This window comes from Stieleria neptunia, from assembly GCF_007754155.1.
Taxonomy (GTDB): Bacteria; Planctomycetota; Planctomycetia; order Pirellulales; family Pirellulaceae; genus Stieleria; species Stieleria neptunia.
In genome coordinates this window covers 3,508,041-3,526,672 of sequence record NZ_CP037423.1, presented here as the reverse complement: position 1 = coordinate 3,526,672, position 18,632 = coordinate 3,508,041, and the positions used below count along the sequence as shown (strand labels likewise).

Sequence of the window (18,632 nt, the reverse complement as noted above, 5' to 3'; positions counted from 1 at the left end):
GATTATCCTCCGGCGATCGCCGGTACCAACAAAATCTCGTCCGTTTCGTTTAGCGGTGTCGCTTCGTTTTCCAAGTCACGGATATTGCGATCGTTGACAAAAACATTGACAAACGACACCAATTGATTCGCATCATCGAACAAGCTGCTGCGCAGCTCCGGGTGCGCGGTGACGACTTGATTCAAGGCGTCTTCAACGGTGGTGGCTGTAACGGAGAGATGATTCTGGCCGTCGGTATGTTTTCGCAGCGCGGTGGGTATGATGACTTTCATGCGACATCCGTGGAGGGATCGGGAGAGAGGTGGCCACAGGTGGGGCAATCGGGACGTCGGGTCACATTGAGCCGATGGAAGCTCATGTCCCGCAAGTCCATTTTAAGCAAGCGGCCGGCAAGCGGGTCGCCGATTCCGGCGATTGTTTTGATCGTTTCCATCGCAGCCATGCAGGCGACGGTGCCGGAGACGGCGCCGAAGACGGGGAATTGGCGGGTCCAAGTCGGCGGCTCCTGCGGGAACAGGCAGCGCAGACAGGGCGACCGGCCGGGGATCAGCGTCGTCAGATGGGCTTCCAATTCATACATCGCGCATTCGACCATCGGTTTGTTTTGCAACACCGCTTGTGCATTCATCGCGAATCGCTCGGGGAACAGCGGCGCGCAGTCGACGACGATGTCAGATTGGGCAACCAAATCGGCGGCGTTGGATTCGCTGACGTTTTCTCCGACGGCGACGATTTCCAGCCGCGGATTCAATTCCAACAATCGGCGGGCGATGGACTCGATCCGCGGTTTGCCGATCCAGTCGTGTGTCATCAACAGCTGGCGATTCAGATCGCTCGGCTTGACATTGCCGGCGTGCGCGAGAACCAGTTTTCCGACTCCCGCCGCGGCAAGCTCGTACGCCACCACACTGCCGACGCCGCCGACGCGCGAGATCATCACCGAGGCGGCCTTCAGTTTTTCTTGCCCCGATTCGCCGAAGTCGGGCACCCACATCTGCCACTCGTACGTGGCGCGTTCTTCATCGGTCAGTGATTGGGGAGTCGGCATCGGACAGAAGCACGCTGGAACAAGTCGGAATCGTTGGATCGGTCCGGCGTAGTTTATCGTGTGGCGGCGTTGTTTCCTACCGAGCAAATCCAGTCGGTCACGTGGTGCGTGACAGGCGCCCTTGTTCCCAGGCTCCCGCCTGGGAACACACTGTCATGGAGGCTCCCGCCTCCTGACCGCCCTCGGCGTGTGGCAGGAGCCACACCGGCCTCGCGTTCCAAGGCAGAGCCCTGGAACGAGTAGAAAAGCATGCCCCAGCGCGCGCCTAAACGCTGGCTTCGACCCGTCGCGTGAATTTCCCCAGCACCGATCGGGCGAAATTGACGAGCGTGGCGAGCTGGGGACGCCAATCATCCGGGGCATAAAAATCCAGGTAATCCCTGCCGAACAACAAGTTCTCCAGTTCAAATTCTGTCGCTTGCTGATGCCGGAAGGCGCGCAGATCGTTGATCAGATTTCGGCAGCGGACGCCGATCGTGTGGTTTGTGTGAAAGTTTGTCTGGCCTTTGACCAACAGTTCATACAAGGCAAAGGGGAAATTCGCTTTGGCCGCGATCGCCAGCGGCAGCGAGCCCCAGAACCGCGCGTTGATTTCCAGGAACACCCAGGCACCGGTTTCTCGGTTGTATCGAAATTCAAACATCCCGACGCCGGTGTAGTTCAACCGGTGGACCAGTTTCCGCGTCGCTTCGGTCAATTCCGGAATTTCGGCGATCGTTTCTCGATAGGTGCTGCCCCCGTCGATCGTTTCGCGCAATCGTTGATGTTGGATTTGCATCACGATCTGCCCCTGGTGGGCCAGGATTTCGACGCCGATCCCGACCCCCGAAAAACTCTCCTGGATCAGCACGCCATCATCGGGGAACTCGTGAATCAGGCACTCAGCCAACTCGTCGGGCGAATCGACCCGCCGCGCGGCCCGTTTGTTGGTCACGTCGCACGCGGTGATCGAAGAACGCGGTTTGACGTAAACCGGGAAACGCAGTGAGCGACGGTCGACCAGGTTGAATTTCCGGTCCGAAAAACCGCGTTGAATGTCGGCGTCGGTGATTTCACATTCACGCGGCACGTTGATTCCCAATTCCGTTGCGACGCGGCTTGTTCTGGCTTTGTCAAACGCGACCTGAAAGGCATCGTCGTTGATCAGATACCAGTGCGTGTCGGGATCCAGTTTCTCGCGTTCAAGTTGCAGGGGCACGACGGCATAGTCGTTGCAGGGGATGACCAGATCGTAATCGTTATCCTTGACCAATGCGTGCAAGGCATCGAGCCATTGGTCGTCGTGGGGCGTGTAGGGCGCCAGACAGTGAAACGCGTGAACGTACTGGGACTTCAGTGCCGGCGAATCCGGGTCGCACCAGGCGGCGTCCACCGAAATGCCGTTGCGTCCCAGCCCCCGCGCAACGGCCAACAGCACGCGGTCGTCATTGCCCAGCAGCAGCACGCGGCGTGTCAGATTTTGGCGTCGTTCGTGATTGCCAATCTCGGGTTGGTCGACTAATTCTGCCAAACTCATGGAGTATTCCCGGCAAGAGTGGAGCGAAGTTTTACGATGGCGCTGCGACGGAGCGCATCGCTGAAAAGAAGCGGGGTGAACCAGACGCTCAGTAGCAAGGCGATCAGGCACAACAGCGCGATCCATTTGCCGAAGCAGAGCGCGAACAAGGCGATGGAAATCACAAACACGCCGAGGTCGATTCGGAGCTTGTGGTACTTGCTGATCAGCAGCACACCGGCCAACACGATTGCGTGCGAAATCAACGTGGAGGCGACGACACCGTCGATACCGAAGTCTCCGATCAATGCCAGACCGACCAGGAAATTGCAGGCCAATCCGAGCAGCAAAAAGCAACTGCTGATCCAGGTCTTTTCCAGGCACCAAAAGTACTTCTGGGCGACCATCGTCATCGCCGCCAACGAACAATAACAAAGTGTCATCGGCAGCAACGATTCGCCCATCGCAAATTTGTCTTTCCAGAGTTGCCCGAACAACAGCGGGGCGAGCAACAGGATCGCAACCGACGCGGTAACGCAGAACAATCCGATCGCTTTGAGCATCAAATTCATGCGATCGGCGACGGCTTGGCGGTCACCGGATTCCCAGTCCTTGCTCAGATATGGCATGCCGGTCGATCCCGCCATCGCGCCGATCGTCATCAACAACAAAGGGAAAATGCAGGCGGTGTGGTACTGGCCGACCAGAAACTGAATGTCGACCTGTTGATCGGGATAAAAGTTGACCAACAGTAGGCGGTCACAGACCGTAAACAGATTGATCAGCGCATTGCTGATCCAGACCCAGACGGCAAAGGGAAGGATCTTTCGCCAGATCGGATCGGTCGGGTCGGAAGTGTCGTGATCATCCGCGTGCTCCGCCTCGGATCGTCCGTCGACCAGGGTGTAGCTGGCGGCAAGCGTGGTGCCGACGAGACAGGAGACCAGGTAGGCGACGATGACCGAAAACGCGCTGACCGAAGTCAATTGAAACAGGACAACGCACAACAGGGCAAAGAACAGGGTTTGTGCGAATTGGATGCGAAAGACGAATCGATTGAGACGTTTTCCTGAGAACCAGCTGGTGGCGAAATTAAAGAACACGACGAGGGGTAGCCCGATCGCCAACAGCGAGACCAACGGCGCATCGTCAGCGCTGCCGAAAAAGTACCGTGCAACGGTTGCTCGGAACAACCAGATCGACACGGACGCCAGCACCGTCAGCGCGAGACAGGCCAACAGGGTTTGGCGAAGGAAACGCGATTGCTGGCCCTTTTTTTCGAATCGGGCGACGTAGCGTCCGAACGAGCCCGGGATCCCAAACACGGCCAACGGTGCGACCAGCATCAAAAAGCTGAACGCCAAATCCCAACGGCCCACTTCGGCTGCCGACAGCGTGCCGCAAACATAGAAGCTGCGGACAAACCCGATGCCGCGCTGCACGATCATCAGCAGGCTGATCAGGACGACACTTTGGGAAAACGAATCGGCGACGATCTTCTTGGCCGACTTCGGACGCGGTTGCGAAAGGGTGGCTTGGCTCATGGACGGGAAAAGCGTAAACGTCGAATGTCGTTGCGATCGTGGGTTGATGACAGCCGTCCTTGTGTCCCGAACCGCGATTCCCGCGACGAACGACCACTGTTGGCCAACCCTACGTTGCGAAGCCTGCCGATTGCGTTGATCCGGAGTCCGAGACGTTATTGGCGGGCAGGCACGTGCGGATCGTTCCGATTGATCCAGTCGCGCGGATCGCTCGATCCCGCTGCTCGGATCCGACGTCGCCGAATCGACGCCCCTTGGCGTGGCCCGACGTTTTGGCAACCCACCACAACATCTGCCGACACAAACGTTGCGACCGGCGAATGCGATTCGGGATCCGACGGCAAGTTGGCATGACGTGTTTGCCTTGCCCACGCCTCAACCCACAGTTCTTTGCGCGGACCGATCCGCGCACGCTATCGGACACCCCCGAACCCTGGCCGGAACAAAGCATGGTCCCATCGGTTGAATTGATCACAAGTGTCGAACAGTTTTCCCCGGATGAGCTGGATCGCTGGAACGAGCTTGCCCGCAACCCGCTGCAACGTTGGGAGTGGTTGGGGAGCTGGTGGAGGGCGTACCAGGGCGATTACCGCTTGTGCGTGTTGAAGGTCAAACGCGGCGACGAAATCATCGCCTTTGTGCCGTGGTGCCTGGAGAGTCGCGTTGGAACGGGAAAGACGATCCAGTTTCTGGGATCAGGAAAGGCGTGTACCGACCACCTGTCCCTGCTGGTCGCCGACGATGACATCGATGACGTCTGTGCCGCGGTCGCTCGCTGGTTGGCCCATTCGGCGGCCCCGACGGAAAACGCCGACGAGCAACGTCTGCTCTGGGACTCGATCGAGTTGATCGGTGTCGATCGATCGGACCGGACGATGAACAGACTCATCGAGGCGATGCGACGGGAGAATCTGGAGGTTGACGTCGCCGACGGGTTGGGGTGCTACGCAATCGATCTGCCCGCATCCTGGGACGAATACGTCCGCATGCGATCCAAGAGCGGCCGTCGCGAGGTTCGGCAGTCGCTGAAGAACATCGACACGGGCACGATCCAAGTGGAGCGGGTCGAGACCCCACAGCAGCTCGATGCCGTTTGGGATTCCTTCGTCAGCCTTCATCAACGACGTCGGCACGCCTCCGGCACGACAGGCTGTTTCGACCATCCGCATTTTGACGTGTTCCTGCGTGATGCGGCATCCGCATTGTTCGACGCCGGGATGTTGGAATTGATCATCGCGTCGCATGACGGCGTCCCGGTGGCGGCCCATTTCGCGATCGCCGACGACGACCGCTGGTACTTTTACCAGTCAGGCATGGATCCAGATGCCGAAACGCTGCGTCCGGGGTTGAGCCTGTTCTGCCAGGCGATTCGCAGCTCCATTGAGACGGGGCGAAAGACGTTTGACATGATGCGTGGGGACGAACCGTACAAACTGCGTTGGCGGGCCGAACTGATGCCGGCTCAGGAGATCCGCGTATGCAGCCCCAGACGATCGGCCCAATTGCGGCATCAAGTCGTCAAGGTCGGCTTGACCTTCAAAAATCTGGTCAAGTCCGGTCTCGGGATCGGTCAACCGCAGCTTTAGTGGATTGCAACGTCAAGCCCCAGGTTCCTTGCGCCACCCCTGAAAACCAAACCCGAGACAACGCACCGGGATGTCCGTGACGATGAAGATTCGCGAACTCGCACTGCACGCTTATTACTACGGCAGCTTGCCGCTGCGGAGACGCTATCGCAACCGACTCGAAGCGGAGGGACAGGCGCCGCTGTGCGTGCTGTTTTATCATCGCGTCGCCGACACGCATCCGAACGGTTGGTCGATCGGCAATCGTGAATTTCAACGTCAGATGCGATGGTTGAAGCAAAACGTCGATGTGGTCTCGCTGCAGGAAATCCAAGCGCGGATGCGATCCGGTCGCAATGATCGGGTGGCCGTCGCGGTGACCTTTGACGACGGGTACGCGGAAAATTGCCAGCAAGCGATTCCGTTTTTGATCGAGCACGAGATCCCGATGACCTACTTCGTCGCCTTGGATTTTGTCGTCCACGATCGTCCGTTCCCGCACGATGTTGCCGAGGGCCAGCCGTTGCCCGTCAATACGCCGCAGCAGCTTCGCGAGATGGCTGCGTCGGGGATCGAAATCGGGGCGCACACCCGCAGCCATTGCGACGTCGGGGCGATCAACGACTCCGAGACGATGGTCGATGAAATCGTGACCGCCACGACAGAGCTCGGCAGATTGGTGGAACAACCGATTCGCTACTTTGCGTTTCCCTACGGCCAGAAAACCAATTTGAGCGCGGCGGCCGTTCATCTGGCCAAATCGCAGGGACTCTCGGGCGTCTGTTCGGCTTATGGCGCGTACAATTTCCCCGGCAGCGATCCGTTTCACATCCAACGGTTTCATGCCGACCCCGAGTTCATACGATTGAAGAACTGGGTCACCATTGATCGTCGCAAAGTCGGATTTGGACGCGGCTACGAATTTGCCGAAACTGGCGTCAAGACGGCCGACGTGACGGGGTAAGGCGGTCGACCGGCGGTCGTACCTGGTATGCTACCAGACGCCAATCCTTTGATTTCGCTCGTGGTATTGTTGAGGTGATACTCTTTCGATGGCGACTCGACGTCCGGCGCGTCGGCGAAAGCGACGACACGATTCCGCCGATTTTGAACAAGAACTGATCGCACTGGCCCGACAAGGTCGGTTCCGCGACATCGTGGCGGCCTGCGACAAACAGCGGCGACACGGTCCGCTGTCGGTATCGCTGTCGGTGTCGGCGATGCATGTCCATGGGGTGGCGTTGACGCAGGTGGAGCGGTTTGATTCTGCGGTCGCGACGCTTCAGACGGCGGCCGAACGAAGCGAAGCGGCGAAGAACGCGGCGCAGGCGTTGGCGATCCGAAACGACTTGTCCAAGGCATTGTTTGCGGCGAAGCGATACGGGGAAGCCGTCGCGGTGCTGACGCGGCTGCGGGATCAGAACCCCGATGAAGTCACTTTTGCGCGGAACCTGATTCTGGTGCAGGAGGAATCGGGTCGACTCGATGCCGCGTTGAAGGATTGCCAGGCGGCGGTGGAGCGCTGGCCCGACGACGTGCACTTGGCGTTCCAGCTGGGCGAATTGCGGATGGCGGCGGAATCGTGGCAGGAAGCCGTCGACGCATGGTTGGACGTTTTGAAACGGGATCCCGATCATCAGCCGGCTCGGCGAAAGCTGGTGGCGGCGTACCGGAGGCTGGGGGATCAGGCGGGCGTGACCGGGGCACTTCGCGATTGGTTGCAACAGGATCCCGGCAATCCGATCGCCCGTCATCTGTTGTCCGCACAGGAATTTGATGTGCTCGATGTGAAAGCGTTACCGACGCGGGCTTCGGACGGCTATGTGCGGGACGTATTTGATCGGTTTGCCGAAACGTTTGACGAGCAGTTGCAGTCGCTCGATTACGCCGCTCCGCGATTGCTTGGATCAATGATGGCGGAACTCGGGTTGTCGGCCGACGGCAACCTGTCGATCTTGGATGCAGGTTGCGGCACCGGTTTGATGGGCGAACGGTTGCGGCCGTTTGCGTCACGATTGGTGGGCGTGGACCTGTCTTCGGGAATGCTCCAACGGGCCGGTGAGCGCGGTTACGACGCGTTGGTTTGTGCGGAGCTGGTGTCGTATTTGAGTGCCCATCCGGCCGAATTTGAGTTAATCGTTTCGATGGACACCTTGATCTATTTTGGTGATCTGGCCGCCGTTTTTTTGGCGGCCAATCAGGCGCTGCGTGGCAAGCGCGCCCCGTTGGTTTTTACGCTCGAAAAAGGGGGCGTCGTCGACGGGGCGACGGGATACCGTCTCAATCCATCGGGACGCTATTCGCATCGTGTCGACTACGTTCGGAAGACCTTGGAACGATGCGGTTTTTCAGAGATCGGCGTCAAGGAGTCCGTGTTGCGAAAAGAGGCCGGCGAGGAGGTCACCGGACTGTGCTGGACCGCGCGCAAGGGTGAAGAGGGGTAAAAACATGGAATCGGGTGTCAGCCACAGTGAATCATCTGCAGATGCCCGCTCCCGTAACGCTCGATGTTGATTTGAAAGGCATCTGGTTTCCACGACGATTGCCACTCGGGCATGACGGCATCCTGTTCAAAGCGGACCTCGCTCAGCACGACTCGGCGACTGGGCCGATAGAAGAACAGGTTCACCGAGATGTTGAAGACTTCGTAGGCGTTGGCTCTCAGATTGGCAGACAGTTCGCCGCTTTGCAGGCTGTCGGCGACGACACCCATCGGGATTTGGGTCAAGGCGGCGCCCAGGATGGCGACGCTGCGAAGGTCACAAGCGATCTGTCCGCGGACCGCGTCATTTCCGTCGGTATAGATCGCGACAGCGGCCGGCGGATGAACAGGTTCTTCCGGCTTGATTTTGGCGGCCGAAACCTTCAACCCGAACAGGTGGTTCATGAATTTGCCGATTTCGTCGGCAAGGATGGCGGGACTGGCGATAGACATGGAATGGGGCACTAACGGTAAGACGGGGGCATCGTGAGGATCGGACCGCATGGACACGCTAGGCGAGGATCGGATCGAGCGCCGCTTGCATCGAACCTGGCGTGAAGGGTTTGGTGACGAGGAAGTCGGCCCCCGACTCGTGGGCCAGTTTTTTGGTTTCCAGGCTGCTTTCAGAGGTGATAAAACCGAAGCGAACGTTGTTGCCGGAATCGCGGACACGTTTGAGCAGATCGATGCCCTTCATCTCGGGCATGTTCCAGTCGGACAGCACCAGATCAGGCGATTCGGTGGCGATCTTGTTCAGCGCGTCCATTCCGTTTTCGGCCTCGATCACGGTGAATCCGCTGAAGTCGGTTTGTTTCAGTGTGCGGCAGACAATCATTCGCATTGCTTTGCTGTCGTCAACGATCAGGATTTTCATCTTCGTTCTCCTTGAAACGATTGGCCAGTAGCTGGCGAGGGGCTCATGCTTGGATCAGTTCGACGGTGAGCGGGGCACCACAGACGTCGTACATGATCATCAGACTGGTGGATGTTGGATCCGGCCGGGCGGCTCCGACACAAGGCAGCGAGAGGGTGCAATCCTGGTCGATCATTCCTTTCACGTTCCCACCGATGACATTGACGACTTCGCCGAACGCATCCAAAACGTCTTCGTCGTCCAGGACGTCGGTGGCTTGCGCAAACATAGCACAGGCGATGCGGCGGGCTAGTTGCTCGGGCGCGTAAATTTGAAGAGTTGCTTGCCAGGAGCCAGAGACACGAACCGCAGCCATGAGTTGGTCGGGGACGTCGGTTGCGGGCGAACCGTTCAAAGCGTGGTGCGGCAATTCGAGCATGGTCGTCAAGACATCCTGGACCATCAGCGCGAGACTCTGGTGACTGATCCTGTCGTGACCGCTCGGCTCAGATGGCCGTGGGGCGATAATAAACGGTGTCATCAATTTCTTTCCTTTGATAGGGAACGCACAGTCCGATCAGCGTCTCGGCGGCTCCGATGAAAAGGTATCCATCGGGACGCATGGCACCGCGAAGCCGTTTCAGAATGTCTTGTTTGGTCGGCTGGTCGAAGTACAGCAGCACGTTGCGGGCGAGAACGATGTCGAATGGTCCGAGGTAGGGCCAGGGCCGCGCCAGATTGATGCGATGGAATTCGATCCGCTCGCGCAGCGCGGGCTTGGCTTGCCAGGCCGCACCGCGGCGATCGAAATGGCGGAGGAGTTGGGCGGCGGGCAAGCCGCGGGAAACTTCCAGGGAGCTGAAGGTTCCCAGCCGTGCCCGTTGGATCATCTTCTCGCACAAGTCCGATGCGGTGATGCGAATGTCCCAGTCGTGCAAGTGGGAAAAGTGATCTTCCAGCAACATCGCGATGGAGTACGGTTCTTGGCCGCTGGAACACGCCGCGCACCAGATTCGCAGTTGCTTTCGATTGCGGTTCTCGGCGACGAATTGCGGCAGCACTCGTTTGGCGAGCGTTTCAAATGCGGAGGCGTCACGAAAGAAGCTGGTCTCGTTGACGGCGACCGCTTCGACCACCTGGGAGGAGAGCGCGGAATCGTCACCGCGACGCAGCTGTCGGACCAGCGAGGAGACATCTTTCAGACCTGCGGTGCCGGCGATCGGCGCCAGCCGTTGTTCGAGCATGCCGACGTGTCGCGACGCCAACCGTTGCCCCGAATGATCGGCGACCAGCGTGCGCAGAAAGGCGAAGTCGGCGGTTGGGAGTGTCATTGCGAAGGCGACCGGCTGCGTTGCGGTGATCAACTGGTGGAGGCGGTCAGCGGTTCGCGGATGCCGGAACCGACGACGCGAAGGATTTGAAAGGCGATTTGATCGAGCGGCAAAACGCGATCGGCCAGTCCGCATTCGGCCACCTGGCCGGGCATGCCCCACACGATGCTGCTCTCTTGGTCTTGGACGTAGACCCGGGCGCCGCAGGCTTTCAGCGATTGAGCGCCCCGCGTCCCGTCTTGTCCCATACCGGTCAGGACGACCCCCAATGCTTGATCGCCGAAGCAGTTGCCCAACGAACAGAACAGCGGATTGACCGAGGGGCGACAGGCATTTTCCGGGGGCTCCTGATTCAACCGCACGTGGACCCCGTCACGCTCACGCGAAGCGACCATGTGATAGTCACCCGGGGCGATCAGGATGGTGCCCGGCGTGAGCCGATCGCCGTCGGCCGCTTCGCGAACGCAGTGACCGGTTTGCGCGGAAAGCCGTTCGGCGAGCAGTCCGGTGAACACCGGCGGCATGTGTTGGACGATTAGAATCGGCGCGGGGAAGTCGTGGGGCAGCCCCGAGAGCAGTTTGGACAAGGCCTGGGGGCCACCGGTGGAAACGCCGATCGCGATCGCAGCGACGCCGCGTTTGGATCCCTCGGCGTCCCTGGTCGCGAAGGCGGGGGTCGGCTCGGCTGGGGAGACCGTCGCAATCGAATCGGCTCGCTTGCCGGCGGTCCACTGCAGCAGCTTGGGGATCAAGTCGCGCCGCAGCGACTCCAAGGCTTGTTGGATGTGTCCGGCGCCGGTCGGTTTGGTGGCGAAGTCGGTTGCCCCGGCGGCGATGGCGTCCAGCGACGCTTCGGCACCACGGCTGGTCAGCGAACTGAACATGATGACCGGCAGCGTGCGCCCCAGTTTGCGAATCTCTCGGACCGCCTCGACGCCGTCCATGACCGGCATTTCGATGTCCATCACCACGATGTCGGGACGGGTCGGGTCGAGTTGATCGATGGCGTCACGTCCGTGTTTGGCTTCGCAAACCACCTTCATCGACGGTTCCAGCTCCAGCGCGGTTTTGATCAACCGGCGCATGATCGCGGAATCGTCACACACCATGACGCGAATCTCTTTGTTCATTGTCAAGCTTCCTTTGACGTTAGGAAAGATCGCTGGAATCGCGCTGGTCGTCTTGCAGGACTTCGCCGAAAATCGTTTCGACGATCCCGTGGTCGTTTTTCAACAGCTGCGGGTGCCCGTTCTTGGCGATCACATGCGCCCCGCGGTTGAGTCCGACGTCATAGTCGGTGGCTTCTTCGTAGCGTTGGAAGTGATTGGCGATGTGATCGGCGGCGGCGACCAGCGAAATCAGCTTGCCGTCGGGATGATGGGTTTCTGGCAGGTGATGCAATTCGATGGAAGCGACCAGGGCGCGGGGAAGTCCGTTGTGCGTGGCGAACCAGGCGCCGAACGCGCAGTGGTCGATACCCAGGATTTCGTTTTCGGCCGTCAAGCACTGTCCGTCTTCGACGAACGCCAACGGATCAGCCTTGGCGAAGGACTCGGGGGCGGCGACGGCCAACAACAGACGGCCGAAATCGTGCAGCAATCCGGCGGTGAATTCTTCGCCCTCAAACCCCATCCGCAGCTGTTTATTGATGTAGCTGGCCACCTTGGCGGTGCGAAAGCTGTGTTGCCAAATGACTTCGCGGACCCACTCCTGCTCCAGCGGCATGCTTTTCATCAAGCTCGCCGCGCTGGAGGTCAAGATCAGGTTTCGACACTGCCGCAATCCGAGTCGAACCACCGCCTGGCGAAGGCTGACCACGGGAGAGCTGGCGGCGAAGTACACGCTGTTGGACAGCGACAGGATTTCGGTGGCGAGTTTGACATCGCGCTCGATGACCCCGGCGAATTCGGCGGCCACGCAATCGGGATCCTGTGCCAACTCCAACGCTTCGGTGGCAACCGCCGGCAGCATGGCCAATTCGTCCGAACGCTTGAGAAGGGCTTGTTTGAGCTTTTCGGGTGGTGAGCAGGTTTGGACGGTCATCGGAGATACCACTGTGATGGTTACGTAGGGGAGTCGGGCAATTGTCGGTGCCGCTGCGCGACGGGGTCGGCAGGAACTGCAAATTTTCTAGAACGTGGGGGAACACGGACATCGCCCCCCGACGTTGCCCCCAACCCTTGCGCGCAACCGCTCCCTCCAAATGGTGCCACCCACTTTTTTTATTGACTCGACATCGCTCCCTCCAAATGGTGCCACCCACTTTTTTTATTGACTCGACATCACCACAGGGCTATCATCAGACCACCACTCATCATAAAGGGGAGTTTGCGATGGGACGTCCGCTGCGTTCGGAACAAGTTGCTGATAGCGAAGCAAATCTCCAGATGGTGCCACCCACTTTTTTTATTGACTCGACATCACCACAGGGCTATCATCAGACCACCACTCATCATAAAGGGGAGTTTGCGATGGGACGTCCGCTGCGTTCGGAACAAGTTGCTGATAGCGAAGTGTCGATTGTTCATGCCGTCCAGCGGTGCGTTCGGCGTGCTTTTTTGGCTGGATTCGACCAAGCGACCGGAAAGGATTATGAATACAGACGTGAGTGGATCCGGCGGCGGATGGAAGCTCTGGCGTCTGTCTTCGGCGTCGATGTTCTCTCCTATGCCGTGATGTCCAATCACATGCATCTGGTCCTCCGCAATCGCCCCGATGTCGTCATTGCATGGACCGATCAAGAGGTCGCCCTTCGGTGGTTAAAAGTCTATCCCGGCCGTCGGATTGAGGAGCACTTGGGCGAACCCACTGAAAGTGACGTGCAGATGTTGGTGGCCGATCGAGAACGACTCGCTGAAGTGCGGCGTCGGCTGTCGGACATTTCCTGGTTCATGCGTTCTTTGAGCGAACCGATCGCACGCATGGCCAATCGGCAAGACGAGTGTACCGGTCGATTTTGGGAAGGCCGATTCAAGCTACAGCGGATCACAGACGAAGCGGGATTGCTGGCCTGTGCGATGTATGTGGACCTCAATCCGGTCCGTGCCGCAATGGCGGAATCGCCGGACGATTCGGTGCACACCTCAGGCTACGATCGCATCAAAGGAGACCAAGGTCAGGAAATCGATTCAGCCGCGTTTGATCTTGTTCCGATTACCACGGAGCAGGCGGGCGCAGAACGCCGCAACACGCCGGTAGATGAAATGCGTGAAAAGCAGCGAGCAAAACGAAAGAACCCGACCGGCAGACGCATCCGTCGCGACGGTTGGCTGGCGCCGTTGACTCTGGATGGTTCGACGCTCGCCAGCGACGCTGAGCTGAATCACGATGGCGTGCGGGCGAGCGACAAGGGGTTTCTGGGGATCAGCTTGAAAGACTACGTCGAACTGCTTCGTTGGACGGCCAAGCTGAGCGAAGAAGGGGCGGGGCGCAACGTACCACCGAGTCTGCAGGGTCTAGTTTCACGTCTCGGCATCGACTTATCGATGTGGCGGGACTTGGTCTGGAACTTCCAACGCTACTTTGGCAATAGCTGCTGCGCGGGTTCACCGAGTGCGATGTCACAGTTCGCCGAGTCGAGCGGCCGCAAATGGGCCAGGGGGCACCGGCGAGTCGCCGAGTGTTTTGCTGCATAGCAAAAGCCAGATCCGCATCGCTACGGTTGGTGAACGGTCACTCTATGTGACACGGTCGTCTCATATGTCTTAAGGCGATTCCCGCCGTCATCCAAAGCAGCTGGAGTGCTCGCTTGCTGCGCCCCGCTGACCGGTACTCCTAAAGGACCGCTTCGATCTCTGGTGTACTCGGTCCGATGAATGCATGGATGGTGGGTGGCACCATTTGGGAGCGGTCATTCACCGGCTTTTACGTCTCGATGCTCTTGCAGGTAGTCATCAAGTGCCTCGTGGCCCCTGCTGGTCTGAGACACAATCAACGATAGATTCTGCGGGTAAGGTCTGAGTGTTCCGGGCCCGCCATTGCTCTCCCACGACTCCGGCTCGACATCAGAGACGATTGATTCCATCAACGTGCTAAAATCTGCGAATCCTTCGCCGCTGCCGTCCTTCAAAACCAGGTCACTCACTCGATAGCTTTTGTTGACCAGCTTCGCGGACATTGCTTCATTCCACCCATTGCGATAGCCATCGCTATACCCCTCATCGCGCCCAGTGGTCCTGCCAAATTTGTGACTTCCAAACCCGACTGCGAGAATCAGCATCCAAACGAGAAGAAACTTGATGCTAAACCGTGCTCTCGGATTCTGCGGCAATTGAATCCGTAATTCGATGCCTGACTGTTTCACCTTTTTGATCCTCGGTATTCGTGGTGGATGAACCCGGCCGATTGTATGACAAAATGGCTGCAATCTGGCATCGGTGAAAGTTTGTCACCTGAACCGAAAGCCATCTGAACGACACGACCGACGCGGAGATCGCATCTATTTTCTCCAGATGATCTCGCGAAGGGTGCGAAACGTTAGGTGGCACCGATTAGAGATTGTGGGTAGTGTCTTGGAAACGGCGGCTCGACCTCGTGGTTCACGATTGAATTCGTTTTCAAGCTGGGTTTACGAGTGAGCCATGATTCGAAAAGTGCCTGCCGGTTTGCTGCCGGCAGGCACGCGGACTCGGTAGATCGTTGTGGGTAGACACTCGATGTCGTGTGCCATCTAGATCGCCGGTCCGTTTCGTTCAAAACCCGAACAGCCGAAGGAGCCACCGACAAGCGTGAGCTCGCACTACTATCCAGGGATCAAGCGATGACCACAGTTTACAAAAGATTTATTGGAGTTGATGTTGCAAGCCGCAAACTCGATCTCTTCGATTCGGTATCAACCGAACATCAAATGATCGACAACACACCCGAAGCAATCAACGCGTGGATGAAACACCTTCGTCGCAAGCGTGTCAAGACGATCGTGGTGATGGAAGCCACCGGAGGCTACGAAAGTAATCTGGTGGACGCTTTGCACGAAGCTGACATCGACTGTAGCGTGTGCAACCCCGCGCAGGTGCGATCGTTCGCCAAAGGAATTGGACTGATTGAAAAGAACGATCCGATCGACGCCAGAATGATCGCCCGTTTTGGTGAAGTCGTCACGCCAAAGTTGCGTGAAAAACCTTCTCCCGAAGAACGCAAGCTCAAAGCACTCGTGCATCGACGAGATCAAATACTCTCGCAACAGTCGGCCGAACGGAACCGCCTTGCCCAAGCCCGTGACGAGGAAGTACGTGAAGTGATCCAGGAAGCGTTGGACTTCTATAAGCGACAAATCGCAGGGATTGAGAAGAAAATTGCCTCGGTGATCGATGCCAGCGGCCCCATGTCAGAGCGATCATCGCTGCTCTCTTCGTGCCCCGGTGTCGGCACCGCAACGGTCGCGATGTTTCTGGCCGAGCTCCCCGAACTCGGCTCGCTTAACCGCGGCCAAATCGCCAAGCTCGTTGGCGTCGCACCGATCGTCCGTGATAGCGGCCAAAAGGAAGGCAAGCGTAGCACGTTTGCCGGTCGCTCCCTGGTCCGCAAAGTGCTTTACATGGCCGCGTTGGTTGCCACGCGACACAACTCGATCATGAAAGCGTTCTACCAACGCCTGCTGGCCAAAGGCAAGCCGCCGAAGGTGGCGATCGTAGCGGTGATGCGAAAGCTCTTGGTAACGCTGAACGTCATGGTACGCGAAGGAACGCCTTGGCGTGAACCCACTCTCGATCCTGCGGCCTAGCCCTCGGGGCACCATTGACATCGATCCGACCTGGCAAAGTCCCACATGCATACGCGTCGCATCGGACGGCACTCCCCCCCCTTCCTAGAACACGATGTTTGATGAGCCCCTTTCGCGTCGCCGTCACCTTGGCCTGCGCCAGCAGATGAGGCCGAGGTGACGGCGATGCGGAATGGGGCGGCCCATTTCGTTGAGTCCCGAACGAGCGTCTCGCGCCCATCACCAACACCCTGAGCTGAATCTCATCAACCAGAGCCAAAGATGTAAAACCAAGAAAAATTCTCGGCGAGCCATCACTCGCCATTGACAGGAACTAAGACAGCCGATGGCACCGTTTGGAGTGGAGATTTGGATTTGGTGGGTGGCACCATTTGGAGTCGGTGTTTGGAGTCGGCACCATTTGGAGTCGGTGGGTGGCGAACGGCTGCGGTGGGTGTCGATCAGCCGTGGCGTTTGTTTTGGATCAGAGCGATTCCAGGAACGCGTCTTCCTTGGCGGCCGGCAAACGATACTTGCCACCGGAAGCGTCTCGGTTTGAGTCGCTGGCTTGCTCGGTGGGTTGGCGTCCGGACGCTTCACCGGATTGCCCGACGAGCAGCATCAGGTCGGCGGCCAGCCGCTCGATGCTGGCGGCGGTCACCAGGGTTTCATCACTGCCGGAGGTCGTGCTCTGCGCCGTCTCGGCGACCATGGTGATGCTTTTGACGATTTCATAGCTGCCGGTTGCGACATCGGAAATGTTGCGAGAGATTTCCGAGGTCATTGCCGTTTGCTCTTCGACGGCGCCGGCGATCACGTTTTGGCTTTCGTCGATCTCGCGGATGATTTCGCTGACCAGTCCGATCGCGTTGACCGCTTCTTGCGTGTCGGCTTGAATCGCTTCGATCCGTCCGATGATGTGTTTGGTCGCCCGGCTGGTTTCTTTGGCCAGCTCCTTGACTTCGTTGGCGACGACGGCAAAGCCCTTGCCGGCCTCACCGGCCCGGGCCGCTTCGATGGTCGCATTGAGAGCCAGCAGGTTGGTTTGCTGTGCGATCGAGTTGATGACTTTGATGACGTTGCCGATTTCCGCACTGCTTTCGCCCAGACGCGTGATGGTCTGGTTGGTTTGTTCGGTGGCGCAAACGGCATTGCGGGCGACCGAGGCGGCGTTGGCCGCGTTGGCGGCGATTTCTTTGATGCTTTCTTCGAACTGCTCGACGGCAGTCGCCAGGGCATGCGCATTGGCGCTGACCTCTTCGGCCGCCCCGCTGGCCATGGTGGCTTGATCGCTCGTGTTCTCGGCATCCCGGCGCAACCGTCGGCTGACATCGGTCAGGTCATGGGTGGAAAGGTAACGAAGATTGGTTGCCGAGCGGCGCAGTGGCAGGATGGTTTCGCGGGCGACATAGATGCCGAAACCGGCGATCCCCAACAGAATGCTCGCGGCGCCGGCCAGCGACCACAGCATCCGCGCATCGACCAAGGCTTGGACAGCCGCTTCGTCGGCCGCATTGCGACGAGTCGCCATCGAAGCGACCGCATTGACCGCGGCGCGATGTTGTTCGTACTGTTGCCGCATCGGCCCTCGAGAAAGCAACTTGGCCGTTTTCACATCCCCCCGCAAACAGGCCGGCACGAACTCCTGATCCCGCACCCGATAGAACTCCTTGGCCGCTGCATAGCACTCGACGGTTTTCAACTTCTTCATCGGCCCTTCGGCGAGTTCTTGTTCCCAAAAGCGATGACCGTTCTCGAATTCTTGCTTTAATTCGATGCCGCGTCGCACCAGTTGTTGAATCTGTTCCGCACCGACGCCCTCTTCGACCTCGTGTGCCATTTCGAGCGACAGCAAGTAGGATTCGATCAGGTTGTTGGAAGGCGGGACGGTGTCCGAGATCAAATCCTTGCCCTGAATGATCCGGTTGTAGTAGGGGCCATGGACTTTGGCGACCGACAGCGTGTTCCAAGACCACAATCCGTAACCGACGAAGGAGAGTGCACAGGCACCGACAAGGATGAAGATTTTGGAGCGAACGGTGAAGCGATTGAAGGACACGAAACTATTCCTTTCCGGCGTGAATCTGTTGAATGGTAGGTTGGGCGGGTGGTGGTGACGACCACGTCAATCCATGGCGGTGGCGACGCGATCGGCATCGAGGATCAGCAACAATCGTTGTTCAAGTTTGTAGGCACAGCGCAAGAACGAACGCTGCCGGCGGTGCAGTGTGCCGGGGACCGATTCGCAGTCAGCCTGGTCAACCCGCATCACATCGCCGATTTCATCAACCAGCAAGCCGACCGGGCCTTCGCTCGAACGAATGATCACACTCATCTCCGGCCGGTCACTGGAACGGGGCGCCAACCCCAGCGCGTTGCGAAGACTTAACATGCTGACAATGTGGCCACGCAAATTCATCAGACCACGCACGACTCGGGGAGCGAGCGGGACGCGTGTGGTCGGCTGAGCCCGGATGACTTCCTGGACCTTTTGGACTTCGATGCCATACAACAGCCCATCGACCAGAAACGTGCAATAAGATTCCGGCGGGGCAGACGTGGTGGTGTTCATGATGTGTTTCAAGTGGCGTGATCGGGATGCGAGGCCGAGGT

General features: G+C 58.7%; 18 protein-coding genes. 5 read left to right on the top strand and 13 right to left on the bottom strand.

Annotation, left to right across the window (positions count from 1 at the left end; genetic code table 11):
* Nucleotides 1–2 precede the first annotated feature (2 nt).
* From Enr13x_RS12320 to Enr13x_RS12305, 4 genes are all read right to left on the bottom strand, one after another.
* On the bottom strand, nucleotides 3–272 hold the full coding sequence (locus Enr13x_RS12320; protein WP_145386403.1) for a MoaD/ThiS family protein: 270 nt from the start codon (nucleotides 270–272) through the stop codon (nucleotides 3–5).
* The gene (locus Enr13x_RS12315) at nucleotides 269–1,048 is read right to left on the bottom strand and encodes a HesA/MoeB/ThiF family protein (protein WP_145386401.1); all 780 of its coding nucleotides are present in this window, start codon (nucleotides 1,046–1,048) and stop codon (nucleotides 269–271) included. Before Enr13x_RS12315 ends, Enr13x_RS12320 begins: the two co-directional genes overlap by 4 nt.
* 265 nt (nucleotides 1,049–1,313) lie before the next feature.
* Nucleotides 1,314–2,564, bottom strand: a complete 1,251-nt coding sequence (locus Enr13x_RS12310) for a carboxylate--amine ligase (RefSeq protein ID WP_197455981.1) — start codon at nucleotides 2,562–2,564, stop codon at nucleotides 1,314–1,316.
* On the bottom strand, nucleotides 2,561–4,087 hold the full coding sequence (locus tag Enr13x_RS12305; RefSeq protein ID WP_145386398.1) for a lipopolysaccharide biosynthesis protein: 1,527 nt from the start codon (nucleotides 4,085–4,087) through the stop codon (nucleotides 2,561–2,563). The genes Enr13x_RS12310 and Enr13x_RS12305 overlap by 4 nt, the downstream gene beginning before the upstream one ends.
* Before the next feature lie 449 nt (nucleotides 4,088–4,536).
* Between Enr13x_RS12305 and Enr13x_RS12300 the strand changes: the two genes are divergently transcribed.
* From Enr13x_RS12300 to Enr13x_RS12290, 3 genes are all read left to right on the top strand, one after another.
* Nucleotides 4,537–5,673: a GNAT family N-acetyltransferase gene (locus tag Enr13x_RS12300; protein WP_197455980.1), complete on the top strand. Its 1,137-nt coding sequence runs from the start codon at nucleotides 4,537–4,539 to the stop codon at nucleotides 5,671–5,673.
* Nucleotides 5,674–5,755: 82 nt separating this feature from the next.
* Nucleotides 5,756–6,616, top strand: a complete 861-nt coding sequence (locus tag Enr13x_RS12295; RefSeq protein ID WP_197455979.1) for a polysaccharide deacetylase family protein — start codon at nucleotides 5,756–5,758, stop codon at nucleotides 6,614–6,616.
* A gap of 88 nt (nucleotides 6,617–6,704) precedes the next feature.
* Nucleotides 6,705–8,096: a tetratricopeptide repeat protein gene (locus Enr13x_RS12290; RefSeq protein WP_145386390.1), complete on the top strand. Its 1,392-nt coding sequence runs from the start codon at nucleotides 6,705–6,707 to the stop codon at nucleotides 8,094–8,096.
* 17 nt (nucleotides 8,097–8,113) lie between these two features.
* On the opposite strand, the gene Enr13x_RS12285 is transcribed toward Enr13x_RS12290, so the two are convergent.
* The 6 genes from Enr13x_RS12285 to Enr13x_RS12260 are packed head-to-tail and all read right to left on the bottom strand — an operon-like array spanning nucleotide 8,114 to nucleotide 12,361.
* The gene (locus Enr13x_RS12285) at nucleotides 8,114–8,587 is read right to left on the bottom strand and encodes a LysR family transcriptional regulator domain-containing protein (protein ID WP_145386387.1); all 474 of its coding nucleotides are present in this window, start codon (nucleotides 8,585–8,587) and stop codon (nucleotides 8,114–8,116) included.
* Between the two features lie 58 nt (nucleotides 8,588–8,645).
* Nucleotides 8,646–9,008, bottom strand: a complete 363-nt coding sequence (locus Enr13x_RS12280; protein WP_145386385.1) for a response regulator transcription factor — start codon at nucleotides 9,006–9,008, stop codon at nucleotides 8,646–8,648.
* Between the two features lie 43 nt (nucleotides 9,009–9,051).
* Nucleotides 9,052–9,528, bottom strand: a complete 477-nt coding sequence (locus Enr13x_RS12275) for a chemotaxis protein CheX (RefSeq protein WP_145386383.1) — start codon at nucleotides 9,526–9,528, stop codon at nucleotides 9,052–9,054.
* Nucleotides 9,494–10,318, bottom strand: a complete 825-nt coding sequence (locus tag Enr13x_RS12270) for a CheR family methyltransferase (protein ID WP_197455978.1) — start codon at nucleotides 10,316–10,318, stop codon at nucleotides 9,494–9,496. Before Enr13x_RS12270 ends, Enr13x_RS12275 begins: the two co-directional genes overlap by 35 nt.
* 29 nt (nucleotides 10,319–10,347) lie before the next feature.
* Nucleotides 10,348–11,448 carry a protein-glutamate methylesterase/protein-glutamine glutaminase gene (locus Enr13x_RS12265; protein ID WP_145386379.1) on the bottom strand — a complete coding sequence of 367 codons (1,101 nt, stop codon included), beginning with the start codon at nucleotides 11,446–11,448 and terminating at the stop codon, nucleotides 10,348–10,350.
* Between the two features lie 19 nt (nucleotides 11,449–11,467).
* Nucleotides 11,468–12,361, bottom strand: a complete 894-nt coding sequence (locus tag Enr13x_RS12260) for an HDOD domain-containing protein (RefSeq protein WP_145386377.1) — start codon at nucleotides 12,359–12,361, stop codon at nucleotides 11,468–11,470.
* 428 nt (nucleotides 12,362–12,789) lie between these two features.
* Between Enr13x_RS12260 and Enr13x_RS12255 the strand changes: the two genes are divergently transcribed.
* On the top strand, nucleotides 12,790–13,953 hold the full coding sequence (locus tag Enr13x_RS12255) for a hypothetical protein (protein ID WP_145386375.1): 1,164 nt from the start codon (nucleotides 12,790–12,792) through the stop codon (nucleotides 13,951–13,953).
* A gap of 215 nt (nucleotides 13,954–14,168) precedes the next feature.
* Here the strand turns inward: Enr13x_RS12255 and Enr13x_RS38925 are convergent, their stop codons facing one another.
* Nucleotides 14,169–14,435 carry a hypothetical protein gene (locus Enr13x_RS38925; RefSeq protein WP_231744235.1) on the bottom strand — a complete coding sequence of 89 codons (267 nt, stop codon included), beginning with the start codon at nucleotides 14,433–14,435 and terminating at the stop codon, nucleotides 14,169–14,171.
* A 642-nt stretch (nucleotides 14,436–15,077) separates the two neighbouring features.
* On the opposite strand from Enr13x_RS38925, the gene Enr13x_RS12245 reads away from it, so the two are divergent.
* The gene (locus tag Enr13x_RS12245) at nucleotides 15,078–16,040 is read left to right on the top strand and encodes an IS110 family RNA-guided transposase (protein WP_145386371.1); all 963 of its coding nucleotides are present in this window, start codon (nucleotides 15,078–15,080) and stop codon (nucleotides 16,038–16,040) included.
* A gap of 463 nt (nucleotides 16,041–16,503) precedes the next feature.
* Here the strand turns inward: Enr13x_RS12245 and Enr13x_RS12240 are convergent, their stop codons facing one another.
* Both Enr13x_RS12240 and Enr13x_RS12235 read right to left on the bottom strand, forming a co-directional pair.
* Nucleotides 16,504–18,078 (bottom strand): methyl-accepting chemotaxis protein, encoded by a 1,575-nt coding sequence (locus Enr13x_RS12240; RefSeq protein WP_197455977.1) that lies wholly within the window; start codon nucleotides 18,076–18,078, stop codon nucleotides 16,504–16,506.
* A 66-nt stretch (nucleotides 18,079–18,144) separates the two neighbouring features.
* Nucleotides 18,145–18,591 (bottom strand): chemotaxis protein CheW, encoded by a 447-nt coding sequence (locus tag Enr13x_RS12235; protein ID WP_145386370.1) that lies wholly within the window; start codon nucleotides 18,589–18,591, stop codon nucleotides 18,145–18,147.
* Nucleotides 18,592–18,632 lie beyond the last annotated feature (41 nt).